The 24560-nt window shown below is 56.6% G+C and carries 19 protein-coding genes and 1 tRNA gene; 19 read left to right on the forward strand and 1 reads right to left on the reverse strand.

Annotated features, from left to right (window positions below; all coding sequences use genetic code 11):
* The first annotated feature begins 79 nt into the window (after nucleotides 1-79).
* The 6 genes from dnaK to greA all read left to right on the forward strand — a co-directional run bounded on the left by dnaK (nucleotide 80) and on the right by greA (nucleotide 9187).
* Nucleotides 80-2005: a molecular chaperone DnaK gene (dnaK, locus tag BKP64_RS18240; protein ID WP_070973209.1), complete on the forward strand. Its 1926-nt coding sequence runs from the start codon at nucleotides 80-82 to the stop codon at nucleotides 2003-2005.
* Nucleotides 2006-2082: 77 nt separating this feature from the next.
* Nucleotides 2083-3210, forward strand: a complete 1128-nt coding sequence (gene dnaJ / locus BKP64_RS18245; RefSeq protein ID WP_070973211.1) for a molecular chaperone DnaJ — start codon at nucleotides 2083-2085, stop codon at nucleotides 3208-3210.
* A 23-nt stretch (nucleotides 3211-3233) separates the two neighbouring features.
* Nucleotides 3234-4034: a 4-hydroxy-tetrahydrodipicolinate reductase gene (dapB, locus tag BKP64_RS18250; protein WP_070973213.1), complete on the forward strand. Its 801-nt coding sequence runs from the start codon at nucleotides 3234-3236 to the stop codon at nucleotides 4032-4034.
* Between the two features lie 241 nt (nucleotides 4035-4275).
* Nucleotides 4276-5406, forward strand: a complete 1131-nt coding sequence (gene carA / locus BKP64_RS18255; protein ID WP_083329260.1) for a glutamine-hydrolyzing carbamoyl-phosphate synthase small subunit — start codon at nucleotides 4276-4278, stop codon at nucleotides 5404-5406.
* An 81-nt stretch (nucleotides 5407-5487) separates the two neighbouring features.
* Nucleotides 5488-8703: a carbamoyl-phosphate synthase large subunit gene (carB, locus tag BKP64_RS18260; protein ID WP_070973218.1), complete on the forward strand. Its 3216-nt coding sequence runs from the start codon at nucleotides 5488-5490 to the stop codon at nucleotides 8701-8703.
* A 4-nt stretch (nucleotides 8704-8707) separates the two neighbouring features.
* Nucleotides 8708-9187: a transcription elongation factor GreA gene (gene greA, locus BKP64_RS18265; protein WP_083329261.1), complete on the forward strand. Its 480-nt coding sequence runs from the start codon at nucleotides 8708-8710 to the stop codon at nucleotides 9185-9187.
* Between the two features lie 30 nt (nucleotides 9188-9217).
* On the opposite strand, the gene yhbY is transcribed toward greA, so the two are convergent.
* Nucleotides 9218-9529 carry a ribosome assembly RNA-binding protein YhbY gene (gene yhbY / locus BKP64_RS18270; protein WP_070973219.1) on the reverse strand — a complete coding sequence of 104 codons (312 nt, stop codon included), beginning with the start codon at nucleotides 9527-9529 and terminating at the stop codon, nucleotides 9218-9220.
* A 392-nt stretch (nucleotides 9530-9921) separates the two neighbouring features.
* Here yhbY and ftsH point away from each other — a divergent pair, with 392 nt between their 5' ends.
* The 13 genes from ftsH to pnp all read left to right on the forward strand — a co-directional run bounded on the left by ftsH (nucleotide 9922) and on the right by pnp (nucleotide 24559).
* Nucleotides 9922-11865 (forward strand): ATP-dependent zinc metalloprotease FtsH, encoded by a 1944-nt coding sequence (ftsH, locus tag BKP64_RS18275; RefSeq protein WP_236953990.1) that lies wholly within the window; start codon nucleotides 9922-9924, stop codon nucleotides 11863-11865.
* 101 nt (nucleotides 11866-11966) lie between these two features.
* Complete coding sequence (gene folP / locus BKP64_RS18280; RefSeq protein WP_070973221.1) at nucleotides 11967-12797, forward strand: dihydropteroate synthase; 831 nt, start codon at nucleotides 11967-11969, stop codon at nucleotides 12795-12797.
* A complete protein-coding gene (gene glmM, locus BKP64_RS18285) occupies nucleotides 12797-14140 on the forward strand; it encodes a phosphoglucosamine mutase (protein ID WP_070973223.1) in 1344 nt (447 codons plus the stop codon). The genes folP and glmM overlap by 1 nt, the downstream gene beginning before the upstream one ends.
* Nucleotides 14141-14215: 75 nt before the next feature.
* Complete coding sequence (gene tpiA / locus BKP64_RS18290; protein ID WP_083329262.1) at nucleotides 14216-14974, forward strand: triose-phosphate isomerase; 759 nt, start codon at nucleotides 14216-14218, stop codon at nucleotides 14972-14974.
* Nucleotides 14975-14998: 24 nt separating this feature from the next.
* Nucleotides 14999-15379 (forward strand): preprotein translocase subunit SecG, encoded by a 381-nt coding sequence (gene secG, locus BKP64_RS18295; RefSeq protein ID WP_070973227.1) that lies wholly within the window; start codon nucleotides 14999-15001, stop codon nucleotides 15377-15379.
* 7 nt (nucleotides 15380-15386) lie between these two features.
* Nucleotides 15387-15471, forward strand: a tRNA-Leu gene (locus tag BKP64_RS18300).
* 322 nt (nucleotides 15472-15793) lie between these two features.
* A complete protein-coding gene (rimP, locus tag BKP64_RS18305) occupies nucleotides 15794-16255 on the forward strand; it encodes a ribosome maturation factor RimP (RefSeq protein ID WP_070973229.1) in 462 nt (153 codons plus the stop codon).
* Between the two features lie 55 nt (nucleotides 16256-16310).
* The gene (gene nusA / locus BKP64_RS18310) at nucleotides 16311-17804 is read left to right on the forward strand and encodes a transcription termination factor NusA (protein ID WP_070973231.1); all 1494 of its coding nucleotides are present in this window, start codon (nucleotides 16311-16313) and stop codon (nucleotides 17802-17804) included.
* Between the two features lie 18 nt (nucleotides 17805-17822).
* The gene (gene infB / locus BKP64_RS18315; protein ID WP_070973233.1) at nucleotides 17823-20375 is read left to right on the forward strand and encodes a translation initiation factor IF-2; all 2553 of its coding nucleotides are present in this window, start codon (nucleotides 17823-17825) and stop codon (nucleotides 20373-20375) included.
* The gene (gene rbfA / locus BKP64_RS18320; RefSeq protein ID WP_070973235.1) at nucleotides 20375-20806 is read left to right on the forward strand and encodes a 30S ribosome-binding factor RbfA; all 432 of its coding nucleotides are present in this window, start codon (nucleotides 20375-20377) and stop codon (nucleotides 20804-20806) included. Before infB ends, rbfA begins: the two co-directional genes overlap by 1 nt.
* Complete coding sequence (gene truB / locus BKP64_RS18325) at nucleotides 20803-21732, forward strand: tRNA pseudouridine(55) synthase TruB (RefSeq protein ID WP_070973237.1); 930 nt, start codon at nucleotides 20803-20805, stop codon at nucleotides 21730-21732. Before rbfA ends, truB begins: the two co-directional genes overlap by 4 nt.
* Nucleotides 21733-21810: 78 nt before the next feature.
* Nucleotides 21811-22080 (forward strand): 30S ribosomal protein S15, encoded by a 270-nt coding sequence (rpsO, locus tag BKP64_RS18330; protein ID WP_070973239.1) that lies wholly within the window; start codon nucleotides 21811-21813, stop codon nucleotides 22078-22080.
* 364 nt (nucleotides 22081-22444) lie between these two features.
* Nucleotides 22445-24559 carry a polyribonucleotide nucleotidyltransferase gene (gene pnp, locus BKP64_RS18335; protein WP_227515613.1) on the forward strand — a complete coding sequence of 705 codons (2115 nt, stop codon included), beginning with the start codon at nucleotides 22445-22447 and terminating at the stop codon, nucleotides 24557-24559.
* Nucleotide 24560 lies beyond the last annotated feature (1 nt).

The following is a 24560-nucleotide window of genomic DNA, read 5'->3' on the forward strand; positions in this document are numbered from 1 at the left end:
AGCGCCAATATAGCCTGTAACTGGCCAAATCCGGAGCAAACTTCTCCGGGAAAGTATTCAGAAGAATTGGAGTGACTCAATGAGCAAGATTATTGGTATCGACCTGGGAACCACAAACTCCTGCGTTGCCATCATGGATGGTGACAAGGTGAAGGTTATTGAAAACGCCGAGGGTGATCGCACCACCCCGTCCATCATCGCGTACACCGATGATGGCGAAACTCTGGTTGGTCAATCTGCAAAGCGTCAGGCGGTTACCAACCCGCACAACACCTTGTATGCCATCAAGCGTCTGATCGGTCGTCGTTTCGAAGACGACGTGGTACAGAAAGACATCAAGATGGTCCCGTACAAAATCGCGAAAGCTGACAATGGTGATGCCTGGGTTGAGGTGAAGGGCGAGAAGATGGCTCCGCCTCAGGTTTCTGCTGAAGTCCTGAAGAAAATGAAGAAGACTGCAGAAGACTATCTGGGCGAGAAAGTAACCGAAGCCGTTATCACGGTTCCGGCTTACTTCAACGACAGTCAGCGTCAGGCCACCAAAGACGCTGGCAAGATTGCAGGTCTGGAAGTGAAGCGCATCATCAACGAGCCGACCGCGGCTGCCCTCGCTTATGGCCTGGACAAGAAGAGCGGCGATCGCACAGTAGCGGTTTATGACCTCGGTGGTGGTACCTTCGATCTGTCAATCATCGAGATTGCCGATGTCGACGGCGAGCACCAGTTCGAAGTGCTGGCAACCAACGGCGACACTTTCCTGGGCGGTGAAGACTTCGACCTGAAGATCATTGAGTTCCTGGCAGACCAGTTCAAGAAGGACAGCGGAATCGACCTGCGCGGCGACTCACTGGCGATGCAGCGTCTGAAAGAAGCGGGCGAAAAGGCGAAGATTGAACTGTCCAGCAGCCAGCAGACCGACGTGAACCTGCCTTACATTACGGCAGACGCCAGCGGTCCCAAGCACATGAACGTGAAGCTGACCCGCGCCAAGCTCGAGTCATTGGTGGAAGATCTGGTACAGCGCAGCCTTGAACCCTGTAAGGTTGCCCTGCAGGACGCAGGCATGAAAGCCAGTGAAGTCGACGAGGTTATTCTTGTCGGTGGTCAGACGCGTATGCCGCTGGTGCAGGAAAAGGTTAAAGAGTTCTTCGGCAAAGAAGCCCGTAAGGACGTTAACCCGGACGAAGCCGTGGCTATGGGTGCTGCTATCCAGGCGGCCGTTCTCTCTGGTGACGTGAAAGACGTGCTGTTGCTGGATGTTACTCCGCTGACCCTGGGTATCGAAACCATGGGTGGCGTGGCGACTCCTCTGATCGACAAGAACACCACGATCCCGACCAAGAAGTCGCAGACGTTCTCCACAGCTGATGACAACCAGACGGCGGTTACCATTCACGTGGTCCAGGGTGAGCGTAAGCAGGCTGCCCAGAACAAATCACTGGGCCGTTTTGATCTGGCCGATATTCCGCCGGCACAGCGCGGTGTTCCGCAGATCGAAGTTACTTTTGACATCGATGCCAACGGTATCCTGAACGTATCTGCGAAGGATAAGGCCACCGGCAAAGAGCAATCCATCGTGATCAAGGCGTCTTCCGGCTTGAACGATGACGAGATCGAGAAGATGGTGCGGGATGCCGAGGCGAATGCCGAGGAAGATCGCAAGTTCGAGGAGCTGGTTCAGGTTCGCAACCAGGGTGACGCGATGGTTCATGCCGTTCGCAAGACCCTGACCGAGGCTGGTGACAAGGTCAGTGAGAGCGAGAAAGAGTCTATTGAGGCCTCCATCAAGGAACTCGAAACAGCTCTGGAAGGATCGGACAAGGACGACATTGAAGCCAAGACCAAGAAGCTGACAGAAGTTTCTTCTGAGCTGGCTCAGAAGATGTACGCAGAAGAGGGCGCACAGGCCCAGCAGGCTGGCGGGCAGGAAGAGGCTCAGTCCCAGCAGGCTGACGACGCTGTCGACGCCGAGTTTGAAGAAGTCAAAGACGACGACAAGCGGTAATTCTGACGTACATCAGGTAGTTGGAAAACGCGGGGAGTTCCCCGCGTTTTCCGCGTTTAAAAACAGGGTTTTAAAGCATGGCCAAGCGCGATTATTACGAAATTCTCGGCATATCCCGGGATGCGGACGAGAAGGAAGTCAAGCGAGCTTACCGCAAGCTTGCGATGAAGTATCACCCCGACCGTAACCCGGACGACACTGACGCCGAGAACAAGTTCAAAGAGGCCAGCGAAGCCTACGAGATTCTGGCGGATGACTCCAAGCGGGCAGCCTATGACCAGTTCGGCCATGCCGGCGTTGACGGTCAGGCTGGTGGAGGATTCGGAGGTGGTGGCGGAAGCTTCTCCGACATCTTCGGTGACGTATTTGGTGACATCTTCGGCGGTGGAGGCGGTCGCGGCCGCAGCACTCGTGGTGCCGACCTGCGCTACACTCTTGAACTGGATCTCGAGGAAGCTGTAAAGGGCAAAAACGTCCAGATCCAGATTCCCGGCCACAGAGAGTGTGAGGTCTGTGATGGCAGTGGCGCCGAGAAAGGTTCTCGGCCGGAAGCCTGCGGAACCTGTAAGGGCATGGGCCAGGTGCGTATGCAGCAGGGTTTCTTTACTGTGCAGCAGGCGTGCCCGACATGTCGTGGTTCAGGTCAAATTATCAAGAATCCGTGTAAAGCCTGTCACGGCCAGGGCCGCGTTCAGGAAGAGAAAACGCTGTCCGTCAAAGTTCCGCCTGGCGTGGATACCGGAGACCGTATCCGTCTCTCTGGCGAAGGTGAAATGGGAGTTGATGGCGGCCCGCCCGGCGACCTTTATGTTCAGATCGCTGTCCGTGAGCACTCCATCTTCACCCGTGATGGCCGCAATCTCTATTGCGAAGTGCCGATCAGCATCGTTGATGCCACACTCGGAGGCGAGCTGGAAGTGCCGACCCTGGATGGCCGTGTAAAGCTTAAGATCCCCGAGGAAACCCAGACCGGTAAGCTGTTCCGCCTCCGTAACAAGGGCGTGAGCCCGGTACGCGGTGGCCCGGCCGGTGATCTGTTGTGCCGTGTAATCGTTGAAACGCCGGTGAACCTGACCAAGCGCCAGAAGGAGTTGCTGGGCGAATTCCAGGAAACGCTCGATGAAGGCGTCGGCAATCATCACGCTCCGCGGAAAACCTCCTGGTTTGAAGGTGTAAAAAGCTTCTTCGACGAAATGAAATTCTGACGGGCGTATAAAGGAATCCGATCATGAGGGTAGCAATCATCGGCGCCGCTGGGCGCATGGGTAAAGTTCTGATCGAAGCGGTAGACGGTACCGAAGGTCTGGAGCTTGGTGCGGCCATCGTCGAGTCGGGCAGCAGTCTGATTGGCGCGGACGCTGGCGAAATGACCGGTATCGGAAAAACGGGCGTCAAAATTGCGGGCGCTCTGAAAGACGTGAAGGATGACTTCGATGTACTGGTCGACTTTACCTTCCCGGATCTGACGCTGGAAAACGCCGAGTTCTGCAAAGCCAACAGCAAAATGCTCGTCATCGGGACAACCGGCATGTCCGATGCTGAAAAAGAGCAGCTGGCGCTGGCCGCAGAGTCCACCCCGGTGGTGTTTGCGCCCAACATGAGTGTCGGGGTCAACGTTGTCCTCAACCTGTTGCGCACTGCTGCGGCTACTTTAGGTGACGACTACGATGTGGAAATCATTGAGGCCCATCACCGTCACAAAAAAGACGCACCCTCCGGCACGGCTTTGCGTATGGGTGAGGTCGTGGCGGATGCCCTCGGTCGTGATCTGAAGGAATGCGCCGTCTACGGTCGTGAAGGTTTTACCGGGGAGCGTACCCGCAAGGAGATTGGTTTTGAGACCATTCGTGCTGGCGACGTAGTAGGTGATCATACTGTCCTGTTCGCCACCGAAGGCGAGCGTATCGAGGTCACTCATAAGGCGAGCAGTCGCATGACTTTTGCCAAGGGGGCGATGCGCGCAGCGTTGTGGCTGAAAGGCAAGCCCGCAGGTCTTTACGATATGCAGGATGTGCTCTCGCTGAAGTAGGCGTCATCCCGGAGGTCGGGAGGGCGGATTCAGATGGACACAAAGCGCCATATTTTTTACAATAAGGCGGTTTAACTGCACCAAGCGTAGTTTTGAAAAACGCCCGGAGAACAAAAACCGTTCCCGGCCTACAAAAAAGCGGGACGGAGTTTTGACTCCCTCTCGCTTTTTTGCGACCTGAATTTGCGCTTGCGTTCCTGTTCGTGACGAACCGATACGCCACTCGATGAGGATACAAGCCTTGAGCACACCCGCAATCCTTGCACTCGCAGACGGAAGCCTGTTTTACGGCACCGCCATTGGCGCTGACGGAGAAACCAGTGGTGAAGTGGTGTTCAACACCGCGATGACCGGTTACCAGGAAATCCTGACCGATCCGTCCTACTCACGCCAGATTGTAACTCTGACTTATCCTCACATCGGAAGCACCGGTGTCAACGAGGAGGATGTAGAGTCGGATCGCATTCATGCCGCGGGCCTGATTATTCGCGACCTGCCTCTGATGGCCAGCAACTGGCGCAGCAAAGGCACGCTGGACGATTACCTGCGAAGCAACAACATTGTCGGAATTGCCGACATCGACACTCGTCGTCTCACCCGAATCCTTCGCGATAAGGGGTCCCAGAATGGCGCCGTGGTTGCTGGTGAAAATGCTACCGCTGAGCGCGCCCTGGAACTTGCCAGAGCTTTTCCGGGCCTGAAAGGCATGGATCTCGCCAAAGAAGTGACCTCCGGAAAAAAATGGAGCTGGGCACAGAGCGAATGGTCCCTGACTGAGGGCTACGGCGAGGGTGGCGAGTCATCGTTCAAGGTTGTCGCCTGGGACTATGGCGTCAAACTGAACATCCTTCGCATGCTCGTGTCTCGCGGCTGCGATATTACGGTTGTGCCTGCCCAGACCCCGGCCTCCGAAGTGCTCGCGATGAACCCGGACGGCATCTTCCTTTCCAACGGCCCCGGTGATCCCGAGCCCTGCGACTACGCGATCAAGGCGATTCAGGAAGTGCTGGAGACTGAAATTCCGGTGTTCGGAATCTGCCTGGGACACCAGTTGCTGGCCCTCGCCAGTGGTGCCAAGTCCATGAAGATGGGGCACGGTCACCACGGAGCCAATCACCCGGTGCAGGATCTGGACAAAGGTACGGTGATGATTACCAGCCAGAATCACGGGTTCGCCGTGGATGAATTAACACTGCCGGCCAATCTGCAGGCGACTCATAAATCGCTGTTCGACGGCACATTGCAGGGCATCCGCCGGACCGACAAGCCGGCTTACAGCTTTCAGGGTCACCCCGAAGCCAGCCCCGGCCCCCACGATGTGGCGCCCCTGTTTGACGAGTTTATCCGTCTAATGAAATCGCGATCTGCCTGAGTGCGGATCGCTGCGGAATACTCACGGGCGCTGCGTTTTGCGCTGCAAGAATTTAAAAGTTGCTGACAGGTTTACCAAGACATGCCAAAACGTACTGACATCAAGAGCATCCTGATCCTGGGCGCGGGCCCGATTGTGATCGGCCAGGCGTGCGAGTTTGACTACTCCGGCGCCCAGGCGTGCAAGGCGCTGCGGGAAGAAGGCTACCGGGTCATTCTGGTCAACTCCAACCCGGCGACCATCATGACCGATCCGGTGATGGCCGATGCCACCTACATTGAGCCGATTACCTGGAAAACCGTCGCCAAGATCATCGAGAAAGAGCAGCCGGACGCGCTGTTGCCCACCATGGGTGGCCAGACGGCCCTGAACTGCGCCCTGGACCTGGAAAAGCACGGGGTTCTGGCCGAACACGGCGTGGAAATGATCGGCGCCAACGCCGACACCATTGATAAGGCCGAAGACCGGGACCGCTTTGACAAGGCCATGAAGAAAATCGGCCTGGAGTGTCCCCGCGCGACCATCGCCCACACCATGGCGGAAGCCTGGGATGTGGCGGACGACATCGGCTTCCCGTGCATCATCCGCCCGTCGTTTACCATGGGCGGCTCCGGGGGCGGTATCGCCTACAACCGGGACGAGTTTGAAGAAATCTGTACCCGTGGCCTGGACCTGTCGCCGACCAACGAACTGCTGATCGACGAGTCCCTGATCGGCTGGAAGGAATACGAGATGGAAGTGGTTCGCGACAAGGCGGACAACTGCATCATTGTCTGTGCCATCGAGAACTTCGACGCCATGGGCGTGCATACGGGTGATTCCATCACCGTGGCTCCGGCCCAGACCCTCACCGACAAGGAATACCAGATCATGCGGAACGCCTCCCTGGCGGTCCTGCGTGAGATCGGTGTGGAAACCGGCGGCTCCAACGTCCAGTTCGGGATTAATCCGGACACCGGCCGCATGGTCGTCATCGAGATGAACCCGCGGGTGTCCCGTTCCTCGGCCCTGGCCTCCAAGGCCACCGGCTTCCCGATTGCCAAGGTGGCCGCGAAACTGGCCATCGGCTACACCCTGGACGAACTGCGCAACGAAATCACCGGCGGCGTCACCCCGGCCTCGTTCGAGCCCAGCATCGACTACGTGGTCACCAAGATTCCCCGGTTCACCTTCGAGAAGTTCCCCCAGGCCGACGCCCGCCTGACCACCCAGATGAAATCCGTGGGTGAGGTCATGGCCATCGGCCGGACCTTCCAGGAATCCCTGCAAAAAGCCATGCGTGGCCTTGAGGTAGGCTCCGAAGGCTTTGAGGAGAAGGTGGATCTGGCCACGACTGACGGGCAGGAAACCCTCACCCAGGAGCTGAATGTGCCGGGCGCGGAACGGCTCTGGTACATCGGCGACGCCTTCCGCGCCGGCATGACGGTTGAGGAAGTCTTCGCCAATACCCACGTCGATCCCTGGTACCTGGTGCAGATTGAAGACCTGATCAAAGAAGAGCAGGCACTCAAGAGTGCCGGCAAGGCCGACATCGATCAGGCCACGCTGTTCCGGCTCAAGCGTAAGGGGTTCTCGGACGGCCGTCTGGCGAAATTGCTGGGTCTCTCCGAAGTCAGCCTGCGCAAGCTGCGCCACGACCTGGGTATCCGCCCGGTGTACAAGCGTGTGGACACCTGTGCCGCCGAATTCGCCTCCGACACCGCCTACATGTACTCCACCTATGAGGAGGAGTGCGAGGCGGACGCCAGCAATCGCGAGAAGATCGTCGTCATCGGCGGTGGCCCCAACCGGATCGGCCAGGGCATCGAGTTCGATTACTGCTGTGTGCACGCGGCCCTGGCCATGCGTGAGGACGGCTACGAAACCATCATGATCAACTGCAACCCGGAGACCGTGTCCACCGATTACGACACCTCCGACCGGTTGTACTTCGAGCCGATCACCCTGGAAGACGTGCTGGAAATCATTCACGTCGAAAAGCCCAAGGGTGTGATTGTCCAGTACGGTGGTCAGACCCCGCTGAAACTGGCCCGTGGCCTGGAAGCGGCCGGGGTGCCCATCATCGGCACCAGCCCGGATGCCATCGACCGCGCCGAAGACCGTGAGCGGTTCCAACAGATGATTACCCGCCTGGGCCTGAAGCAGCCGGAAAACGCCACCGTGCGCAGTCACGAGGAAGGCATACTGGCGGCCCGGGAAATCGGTTACCCGCTGGTGGTGCGTCCGTCCTACGTACTGGGCGGCCGGGCCATGGAAATCGTCTACGACGAAACCGAACTGGTGCGCTACATGCGCAACGCGGTGCTGGTCTCCAACGACAGCCCGGTGCTGCTGGACCACTTCCTGAACGCCGCCATCGAGGTGGACATCGACGCCATCTCCGACGGCACCGACGTGGTCATCGGCGGCATCATGCAGCACATCGAGCAGGCCGGTGTTCACTCCGGGGACTCCGCCTGTTCCCTGCCGCCGTACAGCTTGCCCAAGGCGGTGCAGGATGAGATGCGCGAGGCTGTGAAGAAAATGGCCATCGAGCTTGAGGTCATCGGCCTGATGAACGTCCAGCTGGCGTGGCAGGATGACGAGATCTACGTCATCGAGGTGAATCCGCGGGCGTCCCGGACCGTGCCGTTCGTGTCCAAGGCCATTGGCGTTTCCCTGGCCAAGGTGGCGGCCCGAGTGATGGCCGGCAAGACCCTCAAAGAGCTGGGCTTCACCCGGGAAATCGTGCCCACCTATTACGCGGTGAAGGAGTCCGTGTTCCCGTTCAACAAGTTCCCGGCGGTGGATCCGATCCTCGGGCCGGAAATGAAGTCGACCGGCGAAGTGATGGGCTTGGGTGACAGCTTTGATGAGGCTTTTGCCAAGGCTGCGCTGGCGGTTGGTGAACGCTTGCCCGTCAAGGGGACTGCGTTTATGTCCGTAAGAGATGTAGACAAACCCGGCGCTGCCAAGGTCGCCCGTGATCTGGTGGAGGCTGGCTTCAAGTTGATTGCCACCACCGGAACCGCCAAGGCGCTAAAAGAAGCCGGCATTGAGGTTGCGAGAGTTAACAAAGTCCGTGAAGGCCGTCCTCACATTGTGGACGCGATCAAAAACGGACAGGTTCAACTGATTATCAATACCACCGAGGGTCGCAAGGCGATTTCGGATTCGGCGCAGATTCGCCAGTCCGCATTGCAGACCAAAGTGACATATACAACTACCCTGGCGGGTGGCGAAGCCTTCTGCCGGGCCATCAAGTTTGGCCCGGAGCGCACTGTGCGCCGCCTCCAGGACCTTCACGCAGGAAAGTGAGACTATGGCTGACAGAGTACCGATGACTATCGCAGGTGAATCCCGCCTCCGGCAGGAGCTTCAGAAGCTGAAGTCCGAAGATCGTCCACGGGTGATTGCGGCCATCGCCGATGCCCGTGAGCACGGCGACCTCAAGGAAAATGCGGAATATCATGCCGCCAGGGAGCAACAGAGCTTTATCGAAGGCCGTATCCAGGAGATTGAAGGGAAACTCTCCGGTGCTCAGGTGATTGATGTCACGACTATAGAGAACACCGGTAAGGTGATCTTCGGCACGACGGTTCACCTGCTCAACATGGATACTGACGAGCAGGTGGTTTACCAGATCGTCGGAGAAGACGAGGCTGACATCAAGGCCGGCAAAATTTCCATATCCTCACCGATTGCCCGGGCGTTGGTAGGCAAGAGCGAAGGTGATGTTGTGGCCATCCGGGTGCCTTCCGGCACCGTGGAATATGAGGTCGAAGAAGTAGAGTACATCTGATATTGATGGAGCTTTCAGCGACCTTTCCGGTCAGTGCTTGAAGCGCAGAAGGTTCGACAGTTTCGGGTTGGGCTTCTTCGCCCGGCGGAGGATCACCGCCATTTTCCCGATGCTTTGAACCAGCTCTGCTCCGGATGAATCGCACAACGCATCGATGGCTTCCTGGCGGGCTTCGCGATCCTGACTGGCCACTTTGATTTTGATCAGCTCGTGATCGTTGAGTGCGCGCTCCAGCTCTTCCTGAAGTCCTTCCGACAGGCCTTTGTCACCAACAATGATGACCGGCTTCAGATTGTGGGCGATGGCCCGATATTCCCGGCGCTGTTCCGGTGAAAGACTCATGATGTAATCTCTTTATAGCTGCGATTAACAAAAGGTCAGCGATGTTTTCGCTGGCATAGTCGTATAATTCGGGGATTGTACCAGATCGCTCTGCGTTAAAAATGGCAGTTAACACTTACGGATGACGCTCTGTGAGCTGCAGTTGATGAACTTGGCCGCCCGGATCCGGTCGAAATATCTGGTAGGCGTTGTAATTTGAGATTTGACGCCCAATATCAGGGGTGAGGTCGAAGTTTTCCGAATTCCGGAGGCTTTGATGGCTGACCCGAGGGAAGGCAGCCTGTGGCCGATACGGATGGGCCGTTTCTGGTGGACGGGCGTACAATTGGTGTAAGGTGTCAGAAAAGGGTGGGTCCCGTGAGGGCGGCTCTTCAATTCACAGGTGATGATCCTTGAACGATATGGCAAAAAATCTGGTTCTTTGGCTAATTATAGCCGCAGTACTGCTGATGGTGTTTCAGAACTTTTCTCCCACCACTAGCGGGCAACAAGTCAATTATTCCCAGTTTGTTGAAATGGTCCAGCAAGGCCAGGTCAACAAGGTCACGATTGATGGCCTGGAAATTCAGGGTACCCGAGGTGACGGTTCCCAGTTCCAGACGATCCGTCCGCAAGTAGCGGATAATAAGCTGATGGACGACCTGCTGGCCAACAACGTGGAAGTGATCGGTAAGGAGCCGGAGCGCCAGAGCCTGTGGACTCAGTTGCTGGTAGCCGCCTTCCCGATACTGATCATAATCGCGTTATTTGTTTTCTTCATGCGCCAGATGCAGGGCGGCGGTGGTGGCAAAGGCCCCATGTCGTTCGGTAAGAGCAAGGCGCGTCTCATGAGTGAAGACCAGATCAAGACGACCTTCGCGGACGTTGCTGGCGTTGATGAGGCCAAGGAAGATGTGAAGGAGCTGGTTGATTTCCTCAGGGATCCCAGCAAATTCCAGCGCCTCGGCGGCAGCATTCCGAAGGGTGTTCTGATGGTGGGGCAGCCGGGTACCGGTAAAACCTTGCTCGCCAAGGCGATTGCCGGCGAAGCCAAGGTGCCTTTCTTCTCCATCTCTGGCTCAGACTTCGTGGAAATGTTTGTGGGTGTTGGCGCGTCTCGTGTGCGTGACATGTTCGAGCAGGCCAAGAAGCAAAGCCCGTGCATAATCTTTATCGACGAAATCGATGCCGTTGGTCGCCATCGTGGTGCCGGTATGGGCGGCGGACATGATGAGCGTGAGCAGACCCTGAACCAGCTTCTGGTTGAAATGGACGGCTTTGAAGGCAACGAGGGCGTTATCGTCATCGCCGCCACTAACCGCCCTGACGTTCTGGATCCGGCGCTGTTGCGCCCCGGCCGTTTCGACCGTCAGGTTGTGGTCGGTCTTCCGGATATCATCGGTCGTGAGCAGATTCTGAAAGTGCACATGAAGAAGGTGCCTTTGGGAGACGGCGTAGAGCCTGCGTTGATTGCACGTGGTACACCGGGGTTCTCCGGTGCTGACCTCGCCAACCTGGTGAATGAAGCTGCCCTGTTTGCGGCTCGCCGTAACCAGCGTCTGGTTTCAATGGAAGAGTTCGAGCTCGCCAAGGACAAGATCATGATGGGCGCCGAGCGTAAGTCCATGGTGATGAGCGAGAAGGAAAAGCGGAACACCGCTTACCATGAGTCAGGCCACGCTATTGTTGGCCGTCTCACGCCCGAGCACGATCCGGTGTATAAGGTGAGTATCATTCCTCGTGGCCGTGCCCTTGGTGTGACTATGTTCCTGCCGGAAGAGGATAAGTACAGTCACAGCAAGCGGTTCCTGATCAGCTCGATCTGTAGCCTGTTTGGTGGCCGTATTGCCGAAGAGCTGACCCTTGGCTTTGACGGGGTGACTACCGGTGCGTCCAACGACATCGAACGTGCAACCAGTCTGGCCAGAAATATGGTTACGCGCTGGGGCCTTTCGGAAAAGCTTGGCCCACTGCAGTACGACACCGACAGTGAGGAGCCCTTCCTGGGTCGGTCTGCGGGTCAGGCTCAAACTGTTTACTCGCCTGAAACTGCACAGCGAATCGACGAAGAGGTCCGTAACATCATTGATGAGTGTTATGAAAAAGCCAAGCAGTTGCTGGTCGACAATCGTGACAAGCTGGACTTGATGGCTGATGCATTGATGAAGTACGAAACCATCGATCGCTTCCAGATCGACGACATCATGGAAGGTCGTGTCCCCCGCCCGCCGAAAGGTTGGGGTGATAGTGGCCCGACTGGTGGCGTCAAGGCGGACGAGCCGGAACAGGCTCCGGATCAGCAAGGCTCTGATGACGGTCGTCAGCCGGGCGTTGGCCGGCCGGCGGGAGAGCACTGACCAGCCTGAACAACCAAGTGGTTTGATTTCAGCGCCGCCCGGACTCCGGGCGGCGTTTGTTTTTGTTACTTCGAAATTTGTGACTGGGGAACGAATTCGCTATGGAAATGAATTTTGCCGGCCGGGTACTGGATATGTCCCGCAGCCATGTCATGGGCGTTTTGAATGTCACGCCGGATTCCTTTTCTGATGGGGGTAAGTTCAATCGCCCGGAGGACGCTTTACTACGTGCCCACCAGATGGTCGCTGATGGCGCGGAATTTATTGATGTGGGCGGCGAATCCACCCGGCCCGGTGCTATTGCAGTATCGGTCCAGGAAGAGCTGGATCGCGTTTGCCCGGTGGTTGAGAGGATTGCCCGGGAGCTGGAAGTGGTCATTTCGGTTGATACCAGTGCGCCGGAAGTAATGGCCGAAACCGCACGCCTGGGTGCCGGGCTCATTAATGATGTTCGGGCGCTCCAGCGTGAAGGCGCACCGGAGGTGGTGGCAAAAGCGGGTATTCCAGTCTGTATCATGCACATTCAGGGTGAGCCGGATACCATGCAACAGCGTCCTGAATACCGTAATGTTCGCCGCGAAGTGAGTGCATTTTTGAGTGAGCGTATGCGCGTTGCCGAACTGGCGGGCGTGCGGCCGGAAAAGATTGTGCTGGATCCGGGCTTCGGATTTGGCAAGACGCTTGAGCATAATCTCCAGTTACTGGCTTCTATGGAGCAACTGCATATTCTTGGTCATCCCCTGCTTGTCGGAATGTCGCGAAAGTCCATGTTGGGTGCCATTACCGGGCGTGATGTAAATGAACGGTTGCCCGCGAGCCTTGCCGTCGCGACAATATCGGCCATGAAGGGGGCGAGCATCATTCGGGTGCATGATGTCCGGGAAACAGTAGACGCCGTCAAGGTGGTGGCGGCTTTGAAGGAGGCAGGTTGATGTCCGAGAGAAAGTATTTTGGCACTGATGGTATACGGGGGCACGTGGGCGAGTTTCCCATTACTCCGGAGTTCATGCTTCACCTTGGTTGGGCCGCAGGTCAGGCGTTCAAGCGGGGTGGTCAGCGCAACAGTGTCCTGATCGGTAAGGATACCCGTCTGTCCGGGTATATGTTCGAATCCGCTCTGGAGGCTGGGCTGTCTGCCGCCGGAGTGGATGTGAAGCTGCTTGGACCGATGCCGACACCTGCCATTGCTTACCTGACGCGAACGTTCCGGGCGTCGGCGGGTATTGTCATCAGCGCCTCCCACAACCCGCATCATGACAATGGCATCAAGTTCTTCTCGCCAGCCGGCACCAAGCTGGATGATGCGCTGGAAACAGAAATTGAACGCTGGCTGGACAAGCCCATCCAGGTGTGTGAGTCCTCGGAGTTGGGCAAGGCATCCAGGGTAGACGATGCGCCCGGTCGCTATGTGGAATTCTGCAAGAGCACTGTGCCCAATGAGTTTGCGCTCGATGGAATGAATATCGTGCTTGATTGCGCCCATGGTGCAACCTACCACGTTGCGCCAAAGGTGTTCCGGGAGCTTGGTGCCAACGTCACCGTTATCGGTGGTGATCCGGATGGTCTTAACATTAACCTGAATGTGGGATCCACCCATCTTGGTGCCCTCAAGAAGTCGGTGCTGGAGAAAGGTGCGGATCTCGGTATCGCGTTCGATGGCGACGGCGACCGGGTGTTAATGGTCGATCGTGATGGCTCCGAAGTGGATGGTGATGAACTGTTGTACGTGATTGCCTCTCAGCGGTTTTCTGAAGGTCGTCTGAACGGGGGCGTTGTTGGTACGCTGATGACGAACCTCGGTGTGGAGCTGGCATTGAGAGAGCAGGGCATCGAATTCGAGCGTGCCAAGGTCGGTGACCGGTACGTGATGGAGCGCCTGCTGGCAAGGCAGTGGGTGCTTGGTGGCGAAGGCTCTGGCCACATGGTTATCCGTGATTGTACCAGCACCGGGGATGGAATCGTCTCGGCGCTGCAGGTTCTGCTCGCCGTCAGGAAGTCTGGTAAGTCACTGATGGAACTTCGTCAGGGTATGAGCAAGTTACCGCAAACCATGGTGAATGTTCGGGTCGCGAAGCGTTTTGATCCTCTGGGTCGGGAGGATATTGTCGCCGCGGTTCGCAAGGCCGAAGCGCAGCTTGGGGGTTCCGGGCGTGTCCTTCTGCGTGCTTCCGGTACCGAGCCGTTGATTCGTGTTATGACGGAAGGGCAGGATGCGGCGGAAATTTCCCGCATCGCGAAAGAGCTCGCGCTGGTGGTGGAGAATTCCACGCCTTAATTTTGTGTTTTCAGGCGGTTGTCTGCCAGGAGGGACTGCTGTATAGTTCGCCCTCCCTTACGTTCGGGAACTGTTATGCGTCACAGGATCGTAGCCGGAAACTGGAAAATGAACGGGTCGAAAGACCTGGCCGAAAAGCTGGTGGGCTATGTGCGGTCAGAGGCCGAGTCTCTTGATAATGGCGTGGAGGTTGTTATCATCCCTCCCGCAATCTATGTCAGGGATGTGGTTGAACACGCAGCTGGTACGTTGGCTGTCGGTGTCCAGAACCTAGGCCAGTGGCCATCAGGTGCCTACACCGGAGAAATATCTTCGGAGATGGTGAGAGATCAGGGTTGCAAGTATGCACTGGTTGGTCACTCAGAGCGTCGCCAGATTTTCGGAGAGTCCGATGACGTGGTGGCTGCCAAGGTTGAGCGTGTGGTCTCCAGTGGGTTGATTGCTGTTGTTTGTGTCGGTGAGACCCTGGAGGAACGCGATGCCGGTCGCGCTGATGGTGTTGTGGCGGGGCAGGTTAGAAGTGGTTTGTCGGGTGTGAGCGCTGACCAGTGGGGCAAGATCGTGGTGGCTTACGAACCGGTTTGGGCAATTGGCACCGGTAAAACAGCCACGGCAGAAGATGCTCAGGCAATGCACGCGATGATCCGGGATGTGCTTGCGGACATGGGCGCGCCGTCCGAAAGCATATCTCTGCTTTACGGCGGCAGTGTAAAAGCGGATAATGCAGCCGCTCTTTTTGCCGAGCCAGATATCGATGGCGGTTTGATCGGCGGGGCATCGCTTGTAGCAGAAGATTTTGTGAGTATTTGCCGGTCTATGCCGGCAGGTACCTAAAGTTAAAGGTTGGCGAGAGTCGTTATGGATTGGATGGAAACACTGGTAGTCGTTGTGCACGTGGTAATCGCCGTGGCGCTGGTGGGTCTGGTTCTGATCCAGCAGGGCAAGGGTGCTGATGCCGGTGCGGCATTTGGTGGCGGTGCGTCCCAGACTGTTTTTGGCAGTCAGGGCAGTGGCAGCTTTTTGACCCGTGTCACTACTCTGCTGGCGATTGTGTTTTTTGTGACAAGTTTTTCGCTGGCTGTGTTTGCCAAGCAGCGTGCCGAAGTGGCTGGTGAAGCGGGTATTCCGGTAGTTCAGGAATCAAAGCAGGACCCGGTTGATCAGGCCGCTGATAAGGTTGATGCAGCGCAAACAGGCGAAGCCGAGAGCGGGAAGTCTGATCTTCCCGAGCTCGAGTAAGAGTGTTGCCCGGGTGGTGGAACTGGTAGACACGCTATCTTGAGGGGGTAGTGGCGAAAGCCGTGCCGGTTCGAGTCCGGCCCCGGGCACCATATTAGAAGAAAAGCGGCTTGGTATCTCCAGGCCGTTTTTTTTGGTCAGTCCTTGACCACTCCTGTCGGCGTCTCTATACTCCGGCGGATATTGGGACCGGCGGACATATAAGTCGGCGGGTTTCTGGCAGGCCAGGTGTCTGTCAGCAGGAAACGGTTCATCGTTTTGTTTCCTGTGAGTTCTTGCAACAAAGAGCCCCACTTTTAGGGGCTTTTTGATTAAGGGGCCTGGCGCATCAGGCCCTGGTGCATAAAAAGGGCTGATCAACAGCCCTTTTTTTGTTTTTGGGGCCGGTAAATTTGAAAACGGAGACGGCATAACTTGTCAGCCAAGCTTAAACAACTGGAAGACATACTTCGGCCTGTAGTGGAAGGCCTGGGATATGAGTTCTGGGGTATCGAATATCGCTCGCAGGGACATCATTCCAAGCTGCGGGTCTTTATTGATGATGTCGAAAATGGCATCTCGATTGAGGACTGCGAAAAGGTCAGTCGCCAGATCAGCGGTGTGATGGATGTGGAGGATCCCATCCAGACCGAGTACACACTTGAGGTCTCATCCCCGGGGATGGATCGCCCGCTGTTCCGTCTTGAACAATACGAGGCCTTTGCTGGTCATCAGGTACAGATTCGCTTGCGCATGGCGTTTGAGGGCAGGCGGAAGTTTCAGGGCCTGATCAAAGGCGTTGAGGGTGATGAGGTGATTGTCGTTGTTGATGATCACGAGTATCTGCTGCCGTTTGACAGCATAGAAAAAGCACACATCATCCCGGTATTTGAATGAATACATTCAAGAAAGTCAGTGGACGCACAGTTTATTTTGAGGGCAGGGCAATCCAATGAGTAAAGAGATCTTGCTGGTGGTTGAATCCGTCTCGAACGAGAAAGGAGTCGAGAAGGATGTGATTTTCGAGGCGATCGAGCTTGCGCTCGCCACCGCTGCCAAAAAACGTTATGAAGATGAGGACGCGGATATCCGGGTCTCCATTGACCGCCGTACCGGAGAATACGAAACCTTCCGGCGCTGGCTGGTTGTCGATAATGATGCCGTGCCAGCTCTGGGTACCGAACTGACCATGCAGGAAGCGGAGGAAATTGATTCAAACCTTCGCCCTGGCGATATTCATGAAGAGAAGATCGAGTCAGTCGCTTTCGGGCGGATTGGTGCGCAGGCGGCCAAGCAAATCATTTTCCAGAAGGTTCGCGAAGCTGAACGCACCAAGATTGTGGATAGCTACCGTGACCGTGTTGGCGAGCTTGTATCCGGTACCGTCAAGAAAGTAACGCGCGACAATGTGATTGTGGATCTCGGCGCCAATGCCGAAGCGCTGTTGCCCCGCGAAAACCTCATTCCCCGGGAAACATTCCGGATGGGGGACAGGGTGCGCTCACTGTTGCTGGAGATCCGGACCGATCACCGGGGACCTCAGTTGATCCTGAGCCGGACCTCTCCGCAGATGCTGATTGAGCTGTTCCGCATTGAAGTTCCGGAGATTGCCGAGGAGCTTATCGAAATTCGTGGCGCCGCCCGTGATCCGGGATCCCGTGCCAAGATTGCCGTGAAGACCAATGACCGCCGCATTGATCCGGTTGGTGCCTGCGTCGGCATGCGCGGTTCGCGTGTGCAGGCGGTCTCCAATGAGCTAGGCGGCGAACGTGTGGACATCGTGCTCTGGGACGACAACCCCGCGCAGTTGGTAATCAACGCCATGGCTCCGGCTGAAGTGGCTTCCATTGTGATGGATGAAGATCGTCATACCATGGAGGTGGCTGTCGCTGAAGATAATCTGGCCCAGGCTATCGGCCGGAATGGTCAGAATGTACGGCTGGCAACAGAACTGACCGGCTGGACCCTGAACGTCATGACCGAAGAAGAGGCCGGTGAGCGTCAGGAACAGGAGTATACTCGGCTGGTAGAGCACTTCGTTAGTCATCTCGATGTCGACGAGGAATTTGCTGCTGTTCTGATCGAGGAAGGTTTCACTTCGCTTGAGGAAGTGGCCTATGTACCGATGGAAGAGATGCTGGCGATCGAAGGCTTTGACGAAGACACTGTCTCCGAATTGCGTCGCCGCGCTAAAGACGTCCTGCTGAACCAGGCGCTGGCAAGCGAAGAGGCTCTCGAGGGTGCAGAGCCGGCAGAAGATCTTCTGACGATGGATGGCATGGACCGGGGCCTGGCGTTCAAGCTGGCAGGCATGGGTGTGCGTACCATGGAAGATCTGGCGGAGCAGTCGGTTGACGACTTGCTCGATATTGAAGGTATGGATGAAGAGCGTGCAGGTACGTTGATTATGACCGCACGCGCCCCCTGGTTTGAAGACCAGGCTTAATTCGGGAGGAGGACCAGTATGGCTGAAGTAACGGTAAAACAACTGGCCGAAGATGTAGGCGCTCCCGTGGATCGTTTGCTGAAGCAGATCGTGGAAGCAGGCCTCAAGGCCCGCTCTGAAAACGACGCTGTATCCAGCGATGAGAAGCAGCAGTTGCTGGCCTATTTAAGAAAGACGCACGGTGAGGCGGATTCTGAGCCCCGCAAGATCACGTTGAAGCGTAAGACGACAACCACGCTTAAGGCGGGCAAGGCGAAAACGGTCAATGTGGAAGTGCGCAAGCGTCGCACCTACATCAAGCGCGCTGAATTACAGCCGGAAGCGGAAGTTCCCCAGTCTGACGCGGCAACAGAAGAGCAAATTCCGGAGCAACAACCGGTAGAGGAAACTCCGCAGGTAACTGCTGAGCAGACGCCTGCGGTCGAGACCGAAAAGCCGACTCAGGAACAGACGCCTGCTACCTCTGTTGAGGAAGAGCCGGTCGCTGAAAAAGCGCCTGAGAAGGCTCGGGAGCCTGAGCCCGTTCCGGCGCCGGAAGATATGCCCATTCCGCCTCCCGAAGGCGAGGGCAAGGACCGGAAGCCGAAGAAAAAGAAAGAAAAAGTTCGCGACCGCGCCGATGAGGCCGAGGAAGGCAAGCCGAAGAAGAAATCGGCTGGTCATCGTGGTCCGCGCAGCCGCCCGGTGGAAGAGCCCTTGGTTATTACCGAGGACGAAGAAGACACCACCCTGCGTAAGCCGCTGCGTGCGAAAAAGAAACCCAAAGAGAAGCGTCATGCTTTCGAGAGGCCGACCAAACCAATGGTCAGAGAAGTAGAGATTCCCGAGACGATTAGCGTAGGTGACCTTGCCCAGCGTATGGCAGTCAAGTCAGCCGACGTTATCAAGACCCTGATGGGTATGGGCGTAATGGCTACCATCAACCAGGCACTGGACCAGGAAACAGCGGTTCTGGTGACTGAGGAGTTGGGGCACAAGGCCAAGACCGTCAGTGACGATGCGTTTGAAGAAGAGGTTCTGAGCGAATTCTCCTTTGAAGGCGGCGAAAAAACCAAGCGTGCGCCGGTCGTCAGTGTTATGGGCCACGTTGACCACGGTAAAACCTCGCTGCTGGATTACATCCGCCGCACCAAGGTGGCTTCCGGTGAGTCCGGTGGCATTACCCAGCATATTGGTGCGTACCACGTGGAAACCGACCATGGCATGGTCTCCTTCCTTGATACCCCGGGCCACGCAGCGTTTACTGCGATGCGTGCACGCGGTGCCCAGTGCACCGATATCGTTATCCTGGTTGTGGCTGCCGATGACGGTGTTATGCCGCAAACCAAGGAAGCTGTGCAGCATGCACGTTCCGCAGGTGTTCCCCTGGTAGTTGCCATCAACAAGATGGATAAGGAAGGGGCGGATCCGGATCGGATCAAGAGTGAGCTGGCTGCGCTGGAAGTGGTTCCGGAAGATTGGGGCGGGGACACTCAGTTTGTTCCTGTTTCCGCGCACACCGGTGAGGGCATCGAAGCCCTGCTCGAAGCGGTATTGCTGCAGTCCGAGATTCTCGAGCTGGAAGCATCCCCGGACGCTCCGGCCAAAGGTGTCGTGGTTGAGTCCAGCCTTGAGCGCGGTCGTGGTTCCGTTGCGACTGTTCTGGTTCAGAACGGTACCCTTCGCCAGGGTGACATGGTTGTAGCCGGTTCCTACTTCGGTAAAGTTCGGGCAATGACCGACGAAGCGGGTAAGCAGACCAAGGAAGCAGGACCGTCGATCCCGGTCGAGATCCTGGGCCTTAACGGTACTCCGGACGCGGGTGACGAGTTCTTCGCTGTGGCGGACGAGAAGAAGGCGAAAGAACTCGCCGAGTTCCGTCAGACGCGTGAGCGTGAGCAGCGCCTGCAGCGCCAACAGGCTGCCAAGCTTGAGAATCTGTTTGAGAACATGGGTAAGGATGAAGTCAAAACCCTCAATGTTGTTCTCAAGACGGATGTTCGCGGTTCTCTGGAAGCCATCACCAAGGCACTTCAGGACCTGGGCAATGATGAAGTCCAGGTGAAGATCGTGTCTTCCGGTGTTGGTGGTATTGCCGAGACCGATATCAGCCTTGCCATGGCCACCAATGCGGTGATCTTCGGCTTCAATGTTCGTGCCGACGCTGCAGCGAAGCGCCTGGTCGAGCAGGAAGGCCTGGACCTTCGCTACTACAGCATCATCTATAACCTGATTGATGATGTGAAAGCCGCCCTGACTGGCATGTTGGCGCCGGAGTTCCGCGAAGACATCGTTGGTATTGCAGATGTGCGCGATGTGTTCCGTTCGCCGAAGTTCGGCCAGGTAGCCGGTTGTATGGTGACTGAAGGTACCGTATACCGTAACAAGCCCATCCGTGTCCTGCGGGATAACGTAGTGATCTTTGAAGGCGAGCTGGAGTCCCTGCGTCGCTTCAAGGATGACGTGCCCGAGGTTCGCAACGGTATGGAATGTGGTATCGGTGTTAAGGGTTATGACGTCAAGGTCGGTGACCAGATCGAGGTGTTTGACCGCGTTCGTGTTGAGCGTAAGCTCGAATCCACGGGGGCCTGATGCCAAGAGAGTTCAGTCGTATTGATCGCATTGGCGATCAGATGCAGCGAGAACTGGCCCAGCTGATCCAGCGGGAGGTCAAAGACCCGCGGGTCGGCATGGTTTCGGTAAATGCCGTGAAAGTGAGTCGTGATCTAGGCTATGCCGATGTCTACGTGTCGCTGCTGTCCACCGAGGAACTAACCGAGGAGTCTCCGGAAGTCCAGGAGTCTCTCAAGGTGTTGTCCAAGGCCTCCGGTTTTCTGCGGGGCCACGTTGGACGGGCAATGAAGCTGAGGGTTGTTCCCCAGCTTCGGTTCCACTTCGATACCTTGCAGGGATACAGTCGAAAAATGGATAGTCTTATCCGCAAGGCGGTGGGTGATAAGCCGGCCGTCCCCAGGGAAGACAATGACGATCCCGTTTCTGACAACCCGGAGCGAGACGCTTGAGCCGCAGACGCAAAGGTCGTGACGTCAACGGAATTCTGGTGATCGACAAGCCTCTGGACATTACGTCCAACGGCATCCTTCAGCAGGTCAAACGCCTTTATGGTGCCGCAAAAGCGGGACATACGGGTGCTCTCGATCCGCTTGCCACGGGTGTTCTGCCTTTATGCTTCGGTGAAGCCACCAAGTTTTCCCAGATGATGCTGGACAGTGACAAGTCCTACATCGCGACCGCCCGGCTGGGCGTCCGGACGGAAACAGGAGACAGTGAAGGTGCAGTGGTTGAGGAAAAGCCTGTCCCAGCCGATCTGTCAGTGGAAAAGGTGGAGTCCGTTCTGGAAGGTTTCCGGGGCGACATCCAGCAGGTTCCGTCCATGTATTCGGCGCTCAAGCACAAAGGACGCCCGCTTTACGAGTATGCCCGTGAGGGAATTGAAGTAGAGCGTCCTGCCCGTCCGGTCACCATTTATGAGCTGACCCTGCTGGAAGTTCGGGAGAATGAGCTGGATATCGCCGTCAGTTGCACCAAGGGTACGTACATTCGCTCACTGGTTGAGGACATCGGCGCTGTCCTGGGTTGTGGTGCCCATGTTACCGCTTTGCGCCGTACCATGGCGTCGGGTTTTACTCTGGCCAACGCCCACGAGGTCCCGGAACTTGAGGCTATGCGTGAGCGTGGTGAGAGTCTCGATGGACTTCTGGTGGCGCCGGATGCGGCCCTTTCGATGTTCCCCGAAGTGAAGCTGACCGGGCCGTCACTGGTGTCGATATTGAACGGGCAACCGGTTAGAATATCGGGTCAATCCTTTGAAGGCTTTGTTCGTCTGTATGGCAACGAAGGTTTTGTGGGGTTGGCAGAAGCATTCCCGGAAGGTGAGGTTGTCAATCTGATTCCCCGCCGACTGGTGAAGAGCAGCGACAAGCGATAAGCGTGTCGCTGTCTAGCCGGGCTGTAGAGATGCGCGGTTCGGCCGTATTCGATAGCATCGCAAACAATGAGGTGAAATATGGCACTTTCTGCCAGTGAGAAGTCACAGATCGTTAAGGATTATCAGCAAGGTGAAGGCGATACCGGTTCTCCGGAAGTTCAGGTTGCACTGCTGAGCGCCAACATCAACAAGCTGCAGGATCATTTCAAGACCAACAAGCAGGATCATCATTCCCGCCGCGGTCTGATCCGGATGGTAAACCAGCGTCGTAAACTGCTGGACTACCTGAAGCGCAAAAATGCTGACCGTTACCTGGAGCTGATCCAGCGTCTGGGTCTGCGTCGCTAATCCGGTCTTTTCGACCTGAGGGCTGTTTCCAGCCATGGCTGGAAGCACGCCGGCAACCGGCGGAACCGTTTCTGGTTCTGCCGGTTGTGCTTTTCTCACAAGCAATGCCGCAGTTGATGTGTCAGTGATATCGAAGGACTCTCTGTCGTAATGGGAAGCCGAAATTGATAGCAGGTTGTTGAAAAGCCCGGGCGGACCTTCCTCATGGACGTCTACCGTTTTTCCGGGGTTTTGCAACAGCCTGTTAGCTTTCAGACGGGTTGCCTTCGGATCACACGACAAACACCTGTGGAGCGACGATCGGGCGCATGGGCGTGGCGATCGAATCAATCTGGAATAGAGTTATCAGGAGTTTTTTGTGGATCTGAAACCTGTAAAGAAATCATTTGAGCTCGGCGGCAAGACCGTCACTCTCGAAACCGGCCGTATTGCCCGTCAGGCTACTGGCGCTGTTCTCGTTACCATCGATGATGTGTCCGTGCTGGGCACAGTTGTCGGTGCCAAGGAACCAAAGCCGGGGCAGGGCTTTTTCCCGCTGACGGTTAACTACACCGAGAAAACCTACGCTGTAGGCAAGATCCCCGGTGGTTTCTTCAAGCGTGAAGGCCGTCCTTCTGAAAAAGAAACCCTGACGTCGCGTCTGATCGACCGTCCGATCCGTCCACTGTTCCCCAATGGCTACATGAACGAAGTTCAGGTTGTCCTGACCGTTATGTCTGCCAACAAGACCCAGAATCCGGATATTGCCGCAATGCTGGCTGCGTCTGCTGCGCTGGCGATTTCCGGGATCCCGTTCGACGGCCCCATTGGTGCGTCCCGTGTTGCTTTCACCAATGAGCGCGGTTACTTCCTGAACCCGACTTATGAAGAGCTTGAAACCTCGCTGCTGGACATGGTCGTTGCCGGTACTGAAGACGCGGTTCTGATGGTTGAATCCGAAGCCAAGGGCCTGACCGAAGACCAGATGCTGGGCGGCGTTCTGTTCGCACACCAGGAAATGCAGGTTGCGGTTAACGCGATCAAGGAATTTGCTGCCGAGATTGGCAAGCCGCGCTGGGACTGGCAGGTTGAAGCAGAAAATACCGAACTGCTGAGCGCGATCAAGGGCGAATTCTCCGGTGCGATTGAGGAAGCCTACAGCATCCGCGACAAGATGGAGCGCTACGCTCGTCTGGGCGAGATCAAGACCGCAGCAGTTGAAAAGTTTGCGGGCGAAGAAGAAGGCCAGCCTTCCGGGGAAGAGGTCAAGAAGTACTTTGGCAAGATCGAGAAGACAGTTGTTCGCCAGCAGGTTATTGACGGCAAGCCACGTATTGATGGCCGCGACAACAAGACTGTTCGTCCGATAGAAATCGAAGTGGGCGTTCTGCCGAGCACGCACGGTTCCGCGCTGTTTACCCGGGGTGAAACCCAGGCAATCGTTACTGCAACGCTGGGGACCGCCCGTGACATGCAGATCATTGATGCCCTTGAAGGTGAGCGCAAGGATCCGTTCCTGTTCCACTATAACTTCCCTCCGTACTCGGTTGGTGAAGCTGGCCGCATGGGTACTCCAGGCCGTCGCGAGGTTGGTCACGGTCGTCTGGCGAAGCGCGGTATTGCCGCAGTGATGCCGACTATCGAAGAGTTCCCGTACACCATCCGTGCGGTTTCCGAGATCACCGAGTCCAACGGTTCCAGTTCCATGGCTTCCGTATGCGGTTCCAGCCTTGCGCTGATGGACGCAGGCGTTCCGCTGAAGGCGCCAGTTGCCGGTATTGCCATGGGTCTGGTCAAGGAAGGCGAGAAATTCGCTGTTCTGACCGACATCCTGGGTGACGAGGATCACCTGGGCGACATGGACTTCAAGGTCGCTGGCACCAAAGACGGTATCACTGCCCTGCAGATGGACATCAAGATCAACGGCATTACCGACGAGATCATGGAACTTGCCCTGGAGCAGGCTCACGGAGCGCGGCTGCATATTCTTGGCGAGATGAACAAGGTTATTGCCGAGTCGCGTCCAGAGCTGTCTGCCCGTGCACCGAGCATCACCACTATCAAGATCAACCCGGACAAGATCCGTGACGTTATCGGTAAAGGTGGTGCGACTATCCGCTCTATCTGTGACGAGACCGGCGCGTCTATCGATCTGGATGACGATGGCAATGTGAAGATTTACGCGGATAACCAGGAAGCGGCTCAGGCTGCGGTTAACCGGGTTAAGGAAATTACCGCGGAAATCGAGGTTGGTGCGATATATAAGGGTCGTGTTGAGCGCATTGTGGACTTCGGTGCGTTCGTCAACATCCTGCCTGGTAAGGATGGTCTGGTACACATCTCCCAGATTTCCGAGCGCCGTATCGAGAACGTGACTGACGAGCTGAGCGAAGGTCAGGAAGTTCTGGTTAAGGTTCTGGATGTGGACAACCGTGGTCGCGTCAAGCTGTCCATGAAGGAAGTTCAGGAAGGCGAGCAGCCGACTGACTTCTCTGCCTGAT

Origin of the sequence: Marinobacter salinus, assembly GCF_001854125.1 — a bacterium.
Lineage (GTDB): Bacteria > Pseudomonadota > Gammaproteobacteria > Pseudomonadales > Oleiphilaceae > Marinobacter > Marinobacter salinus.

Bases quoted from the DNA above. Each gene is read 5' to 3' on its own strand.
- dnaK (WP_070973209.1), top strand. From the start codon at position 80: ATGAGCAAGATTATTGGTATCGACCTGGGAACCACAAACTCCTGCGTT.
- dnaJ (WP_070973211.1), top strand. From the start codon at position 2,083: ATGGCCAAGCGCGATTATTACGAAATTCTCGGCATATCCCGGGATGCG.
- dapB (WP_070973213.1), top strand. From the start codon at position 3,234: ATGAGGGTAGCAATCATCGGCGCCGCTGGGCGCATGGGTAAAGTTCTG.
- carB (WP_070973218.1), top strand. From the start codon at position 5,488: ATGCCAAAACGTACTGACATCAAGAGCATCCTGATCCTGGGCGCGGGC.
- greA (WP_083329261.1), top strand. From the start codon at position 8,708: ATGGCTGACAGAGTACCGATGACTATCGCAGGTGAATCCCGCCTCCGG.
- yhbY (WP_070973219.1), bottom strand. From the start codon at position 9,529: ATGAGTCTTTCACCGGAACAGCGCCGGGAATATCGGGCCATCGCCCAC.
- folP (WP_070973221.1), top strand. From the start codon at position 11,967: ATGGAAATGAATTTTGCCGGCCGGGTACTGGATATGTCCCGCAGCCAT.
- glmM (WP_070973223.1), top strand. From the start codon at position 12,797: ATGTCCGAGAGAAAGTATTTTGGCACTGATGGTATACGGGGGCACGTG.
- tpiA (WP_083329262.1), top strand. From the start codon at position 14,216: ATGCGTCACAGGATCGTAGCCGGAAACTGGAAAATGAACGGGTCGAAA.
- secG (WP_070973227.1), top strand. From the start codon at position 14,999: ATGGATTGGATGGAAACACTGGTAGTCGTTGTGCACGTGGTAATCGCC.
- nusA (WP_070973231.1), top strand. From the start codon at position 16,311: ATGAGTAAAGAGATCTTGCTGGTGGTTGAATCCGTCTCGAACGAGAAA.
- infB (WP_070973233.1), top strand. From the start codon at position 17,823: ATGGCTGAAGTAACGGTAAAACAACTGGCCGAAGATGTAGGCGCTCCC.
- rbfA (WP_070973235.1), top strand. From the start codon at position 20,375: ATGCCAAGAGAGTTCAGTCGTATTGATCGCATTGGCGATCAGATGCAG.
- rpsO (WP_070973239.1), top strand. From the start codon at position 21,811: ATGGCACTTTCTGCCAGTGAGAAGTCACAGATCGTTAAGGATTATCAG.